Source organism: Streptomyces sp. NPDC059371, assembly GCF_042751995.1.
Classification (GTDB): domain Bacteria; phylum Actinomycetota; class Actinomycetes; order Streptomycetales; family Streptomycetaceae; genus Streptomyces.
In genome coordinates, this window is the sequence record NZ_JBHYXD010000011.1 from 1 (window position 1) to 6,276 (window position 6,276).

General features: G+C 73.2%; 4 protein-coding genes. 1 reads left to right on the forward strand and 3 read right to left on the reverse strand.

Features of this window, described 5'->3' with window-relative positions; genetic code table 11:
* The coding region (locus ACFXGX_RS09145) for a maltotransferase domain-containing protein (protein WP_384786946.1) at positions 1-1,166 on the reverse strand (1,166 nt) is incomplete at its 3' end.
* A 220-nt stretch (positions 1,167-1,386) separates the two neighbouring features.
* Entirely contained in the window at positions 1,387-2,661 is a 1,275-nt protein-coding gene (locus ACFXGX_RS09150) for a S8 family peptidase (protein ID WP_384786947.1), read from the reverse strand.
* Between the two features lie 328 nt (positions 2,662-2,989).
* Here ACFXGX_RS09150 and ACFXGX_RS09155 point away from each other — a divergent pair, with 328 nt between their 5' ends.
* Positions 2,990-5,608: a glycosyltransferase family 1 protein gene (locus ACFXGX_RS09155; RefSeq protein ID WP_384786949.1), complete on the forward strand. Its 2,619-nt coding sequence runs from the start codon at positions 2,990-2,992 to the stop codon at positions 5,606-5,608.
* Positions 5,609-5,684: 76 nt separating this feature from the next.
* Here the strand turns inward: ACFXGX_RS09155 and ACFXGX_RS09160 are convergent, their stop codons facing one another.
* Positions 5,685-6,185 (reverse strand): DUF1990 family protein, encoded by a 501-nt coding sequence (locus ACFXGX_RS09160; RefSeq protein WP_384786952.1) that lies wholly within the window; start codon positions 6,183-6,185, stop codon positions 5,685-5,687.
* Between the last annotated feature and the right edge of the window lie 91 nt (positions 6,186-6,276).

A 6,276-nucleotide genomic window follows, 5' to 3' on the forward strand; every position in this document is an offset into this window, starting at 1 on the left:
GTGCCGTGCGCGGACGGCTGGGCCCGACCGCCCTCCGAGCGCGGGAAGAACTCGTACCACGCGCCGTACAGCGCCCGCTCCCGCTCCACCAGCAGTGGCAACGGCTCGGACGACGTCACGAGCTCGCGCAGCGGATGCTCCGCGAGGACGGCGTCCACCTGCGGGGTCAGCGCGGCGGCGAGACGGGAGGCCACGGGACGACCGGTGTCGCGCAGCGCGTCGACAGCCCCGAGAAGCGTGTCCCTGCCCTTCCTGCCCCGGGTCCCCTTCGGCAGGCCGGCGACCGCCCGCTCGTACAGCAGGGCGCCCTCCTCCAGCACCAGCTCGGTGTCCAGACCGGCCGGGATCTTGATCCCCGCGTGATGCCGCCAGGTGGTGACCGGGTCCCCCCACGCCTCCACCGTGTACGTCCAGCGGCCCTCCGCCGCGGCGCTCACCCTGGCACCCCATCGGTCGGTGCCGGGGGCCAGCTCGCGCATCGGCGTCCACGGGCCCGGACGGCCGTCCGGGTCGCGCAGGACGACATTCGCGGCGACGGCGTCGTGGCCCTCGCGGAAGACCGTGGCCGACACCTCGAACTCCTCGCCCACCACCGCCTTGGCGGGTCGGCGTCCGTGCTGCACGACCGGGTGGACGTCGAGGACGGGGATGCGCCCGACCGCCGTCGCCGGAGTGACGGCGGCGAGGGGCGCGTCGGGGGTGCGGGTGGCGGGGACGGCGGCCCTGGCCTTCTTGGGAGCGGCCTTCACCCCCTCCGGGGCGGTCTTCCCCGCCTGGGGAACGGCCGTCCTGGCCGTCTTGGGAACCGACGGCTTGGCCGTCTTCGGAACCGAGGACCCGGCCGTCTTCGGGACCGACGGCTTGGCCGTCTTCGGAGCGGAGGACTTGGCCGCCCTGGGAGCGGACTTGGCCGTCTTGGCGCGCGGGGTGGTGCCCTTGCGGGCGGACGTTCCCGGAGCGGGCGCGCCGGCGGGCGGCGTCTCCGGGGCGGTGGCGGGTGTGCCGGCGGCCGAGGTGCCGGTGCCCGGGTCCGTGCCGGCGGCGGCCGACGGTTTCTCGGGCCCGGCAGCGGAAGCAGGTGCACGGGACCCGGTCTCGGCCGTGCGTGTCCGGGGCGTCTCGGGGGTGGTTGTCGGGGGTGGCGACGTGTGGTGCGTGGCGGGCATGACCGCTCCTGTCCGCGTCAACGTGGGTGGGCGGATGGGTGTGGGGAGGTGGGGCCTGCGGGCGTACCGGAGGAGCCTTCCCACCCTATGCGGGTGGGCATTCCGGCACTTTGTTAACTACTCACGCGTATGTCTACACACAAGACCGGCCTCCTCCCGGGCAGGCGAGGCCGGTGCGGTGTGGCCGAATCACCCTGGTTGCGCCGGCGTCACCCCAGGGTCAGCCGATGTGCAGGAGTCTGTCCGGCGAACCCGTGCCCGCGTCCGACACCTTTCCCGGTACCGCCCGTCTCACCAGCGCCTTCACCACCTGCGCGGGCGCGGCCCGTGGATGGTCCGCCAGATACAGGGCGGCCGCGCCGGCGGCGTGCGGGCTCGCCATCGACGTTCCGGAGTAGGTGGCTTTCGCCCTGTCGCCGGTGTACGAAGTCGACGTGATGTCCACCCCCGGCGCGAAGAGGTCGAGCGCGCGCCCGGTGTTCGAGAAGCGCGCCCGCGCGTCGGTCCGGTCGGTCGCGCCGACCGTGAGCGCCTCGGCGACCCGGGCCGGGGAGCACAGCGAGGCAGGGACCCCGGAGTTGCCCGCCGCGACCGTGTAGGTCACGCCGGAGGCGATGGAGTTGCGGACGGCCGCGTCGAGCTGGGCGTCGGCGTATCCGCCCAGGCTGAGGTTGGCGACGGCCGGCTTCCTCGCGTGCCGGGTGACCCAGTCGATGCCGGCGATGACCTGGGCGGTGGAGCCGGCGCCCTTGTCGTCGAGGACGCGGACGGCGACGATCCTGGCCTTCTTGGCCACGCCGTACCCGGCACCGGCGACCGTCCCCGCGACATGGGTTCCGTGGCCGTTGCCGTCCTGGGCCGTCCTGTCGTCGTCGACGAAGTCCCAGCCGTAGCTCGCCCGGCCGCCGAAGTCCCGGTGCGTGACGCGGACGCCGGTGTCGATGACGTATACGGTCACTCCCGATCCGGCCGAGCCGGGTGCCGTGTACCGCTTGTCGAGCGCCCGGCCGGTCTGGTCGATCCGGTCGAGCCCCCACGACGGCGGGCCGGCCTGGACCCGGCGGGCGGTCGCACCGGCGGTCAGGGCCCGGCCGGCGGTCTGGACCCGGCCGGACGTGGCACCCGTGTCGTGGGCCTGTTCGAACGTCACACGGGTGTCCGGGGCGACGGAGGCCACCCGGGGATCCGCGGCGAGCCGCCGGGCCTGTCTCGCGTCGGCCCGCACGGCGAAGCCGTTGAGAACCGTGCCGTAGGTGTGGCTGATTCTCGCTCCGTACCGCTCGGCGACGCTCGCGCCGGCCGACGACGGGGCCCGCGTACCCCCCTTGAGCGTCACGATGTAGCTGCCGCTGACGGAGCCCGGCTCCCCCGCGCCGGATATCCGTCCCGTCCGAGCCGCCTGCGCGGGCGGGGCGTTGGCCGAAAGCACCGCGGCCGTCGCGACCGCCGTGAGACCCGCCGCCCAGCGCAGACGCCACTTCCTCGTCCGTGCCATGACCTGAGTTCCCCTCCTCGACGCGACGTACCGGGGCCGGGTCCGGCCGCTGGGACAGAGTCCGGCCGTACGTCACCAGGTGAGCCTCTCGTGCGGTGCGAAGCATCACAAGACCGCCTATGCGGGTGGAATCGGCCACGCCGTCCACGAGGCGTCCGTGAGGGTTGCGTCGATTTCACGCCGATGTCACACGGTCGGCCCCGATCGGGCGCAGTGCCGCGATGCGCCGTGTCGCGAAGGCACCCTCGCCGCTAACGTCGTGGGAGACGAAGGCCGCACAACGCCGTGCGTCCCTTAGCCGCGTACGTCCTCCGTGAAGGTGGAATTCGTGAAGGCGATCCGCAGATTCACCGTCCGACCCGTTCTCCCCGAAGCCCTTCACCCGCTCAGTGACCTGGCCCGCAACCTCCGCTGGTCCTGGCACGCCGAGACCCGTGACCTCTTCCAGTCCGTCGACCCCGAGCGCTGGGCGGCGTGCGGCGGCGACCCCGTACGACTGCTCGGCAGCGTGCGGGCCGAACGGCTCGCGGAGCTCACGGAGGACAGCCGCTTCCTGCGCCGTCTCGCCGCTGTCCGTGACGACCTGCGCGAGTACATGGGAGGCGACCGCTGGTATCAGACACAGACCACCGACCTGCCCGCCGCCATCGCCTACTTCTCGCCCGAGTTCGGCGTCACCGCCGCCCTCCCGCAGTACTCCGGGGGCCTCGGCATCCTCGCGGGCGACCATCTCAAGGCCGCCAGCGACCTGGGTGCCCCGCTGATCGGCGTGGGCCTGCTCTACCGGCACGGCTACTTCCGCCAGTCCCTGTCCCGCGAGGGCTGGCAGCAGGAGCACTATCCGGTCCTCGACCCCAACGAACTGCCGGTCGTGCCGCTGAGCGAGGACGACGGCACACCCGCCCACGTGTCCCTCGCGCTGCCCGGCGGCCGCGCGCTGCGCGCCCGGATCTGGCTGGCCCAGGTCGGCCGCGTCCCGCTGCTCATGCTCGACTCCGACGTCGAGGAGAACGGCGTCGGCGAACGCGGGGTCACCGACCGGCTCTACGGCGGCGGCAGCGAACACCGGCTGCTCCAGGAGATGCTGCTCGGAATAGGAGGTGTTCGGGCGGTCAGGACGTACTGCCGGCTGACCGGGCACCCGCAGCCCGAGGTGTTCCACACCAACGAGGGGCACGCGGGGTTCCTCGGCCTGGAGCGGATCGCCGAACTCGGAGACCGGGGACTGGACTTCGACTCCGCGCTGGAGGCGGTCAGGGCCGGCACGGTCTTCACCACCCACACCCCGGTGCCCGCCGGCATCGACCGCTTCGACCGGGAGGTGGTCGCCCGCCACTTCGGCGCCGACGCCGAACTCCCGCGCATCGACGTGGGGCGCGTCCTCGCCCTCGGGATGGAGACCTATCCCGGAGGCGAGCCGAACCTCTTCAACATGGCTGTCATGGGCCTGCGACTGGGCCAGCGGGCGAACGGGGTGTCCCTGCTGCACGGCCAGGTCAGCCGGGAGATGTTCTCCGGACTCTGGCCGGGCTTCGACCCCGACGAGGTGCCGATCACCTCGGTCACCAACGGCGTCCACGCACCGACCTGGGTGGCCCCCGAGGTCTTCCGCCTCGGCGCCCGGCAGGTCGGCGCGCAGCGCACCGAGGACGCGCTGACCGTCGGGGGCTCCGACCGCTGGGACGCGGTGGCCGAGATCGCCGACCAGGAGATCTGGGACCTGCGCAGGGTGCTGCGGGAACAACTGGTGCTGGAGGTACGGGACCGGCTGCGGGCCTCCTGGCGCCAGCGCGGCGCCGGCACGGCCGAGCTCGGCTGGATCGACGGTGTCCTCGACCCCGACGTCCTCACCATCGGCTTCGCGCGCCGTGTCCCCTCGTACAAACGTCTGACGCTCATGCTGCGCGACCGCGACCGGCTCATGGACCTGCTGCTGCACTCCGAGCGGCCGCTCCAGATCGTCGTCGCGGGCAAGGCGCACCCCGCGGACGACGGCGGCAAGCGGCTGATCCAGGAACTGGTCCGGTTCGCCGACGACCCGCGGGTGCGCCACCGGATCGTCTTCCTGCCCGACTACGGCATGGCGATGGCGCAGAAGCTCTACCCGGGCTGCGACATCTGGCTCAACAACCCGCTCCGCCCGCTGGAGGCGTGCGGCACGAGCGGGATGAAGGCCGCGCTCAACGGCTGTCTCAACCTCTCCGTCCTGGACGGCTGGTGGGACGAGTGGTTCCAGCCGGACTTCGGCTGGGCGATCCCGACCGCGGACGGCACCGCGACCGACGACGACCGCCGGGACGAGCTGGAGGCCGCGGCCCTGTACGACCTGCTGGAGCAGCGGGTGGCCCCCCGCTTCTACGAGCGCGGCCAGGAGGGACTGCCCGACCGGTGGATCGAGATGGTCCGCCGGACGCTGACCCACCTCGGTCCGAAGGTCCTGGCGGGCCGGATGGTGCGCGAGTACGTGGAGCGCCTGTACGCCCCGGCGGCGCAGGCCCACCGTTCCCTCACCGCCGAGACGGCCCGCGAGCTGGCCGTCTGGAAGTCACGGGTCCGTGCCGCCTGGCCGCGGATCACGGTCGATCACGTCGAGGCGTCCTCGGCCACCACGACCGCCGAACTGGGCACCACGCTGTCGCTGCGCGTCCGCGTAGGTCTAGGCGATCTCGTCCCCGACGACGTGGAGGTCCAGGCGGTCGCGGGCCGGGTCGACGGGGACGACCGCATCGCGGACGCGGTCTGTGTCCCGCTGAAGCCGACCAACGGCCCAGACCTGGAGGGCCGTTGGGCGTACGAGGGTCCGTTGTCCCTCGATCGCACGGGCTCCTTCGGCTACACGGTCCGCATCCTGCCGTCGCACCGGCTGCTGGCGTCCGGCGCGGAACTGGGACTGGTGGCGGTGCCCTCGGAGGAGACGGGAGAGGGAGCGGGCCTGCTGATGCGCTGAGACGCCGGACGCGCGACCGGCGTGACAGGGGCGAGCCGTGCACCACGGCTCGTCCGGGTCGCGCCGGTCGGCCGCTTCAGGCGTCGAGGCCCGCGCACAGGCGCCGCATCACCGTGCCGCAGCGCTGGGCGTAGGCGCGCTGGAGGCCGCGTGTGACGGCGCCGCCCGCGCGGGCGTACCAGGTGGCCGCGCGGCTGAAGGCCGTGATCGTCAGCCAGACGGTGCCGTCGCCGGTGCGGGTGACGACGAACGCTTCCTCGCCGCACTCGGGATGACCGGAAAGGGTCCCGTAGGCCCAGGCGGTGCGCCGGTACTCCTCGGCGGTCCAGACTATGCGGCAGGGGGCCTTGATCAGGCCGATGCCGACCGTGACGTCGACCCCCGGCGCCGCCTTGCCGGCCTCGGAGACCATGCGGATCCCCATGGCCCGGTGCACCTCCCAGGTCATCAGGGCTTCGGACGCGCGCCGGAAGACGGCCTCGCCCTCGCCGATGCGGGAGCGTACGTGCAGTCGGTGGAAGCCCGGGGGGCAGCGGTCCTCGCGGGTCGCGCCCACGTCCTCGTACGTGTAGGGCATGGGGGCAAGGGTAAGGCGGGGCCCCCCCCCGCACCCGGGCCGGGGGCGCCCCGCGGGGTTTTATGTAGTGGGAGCTGAGCTAGTAAGCCGG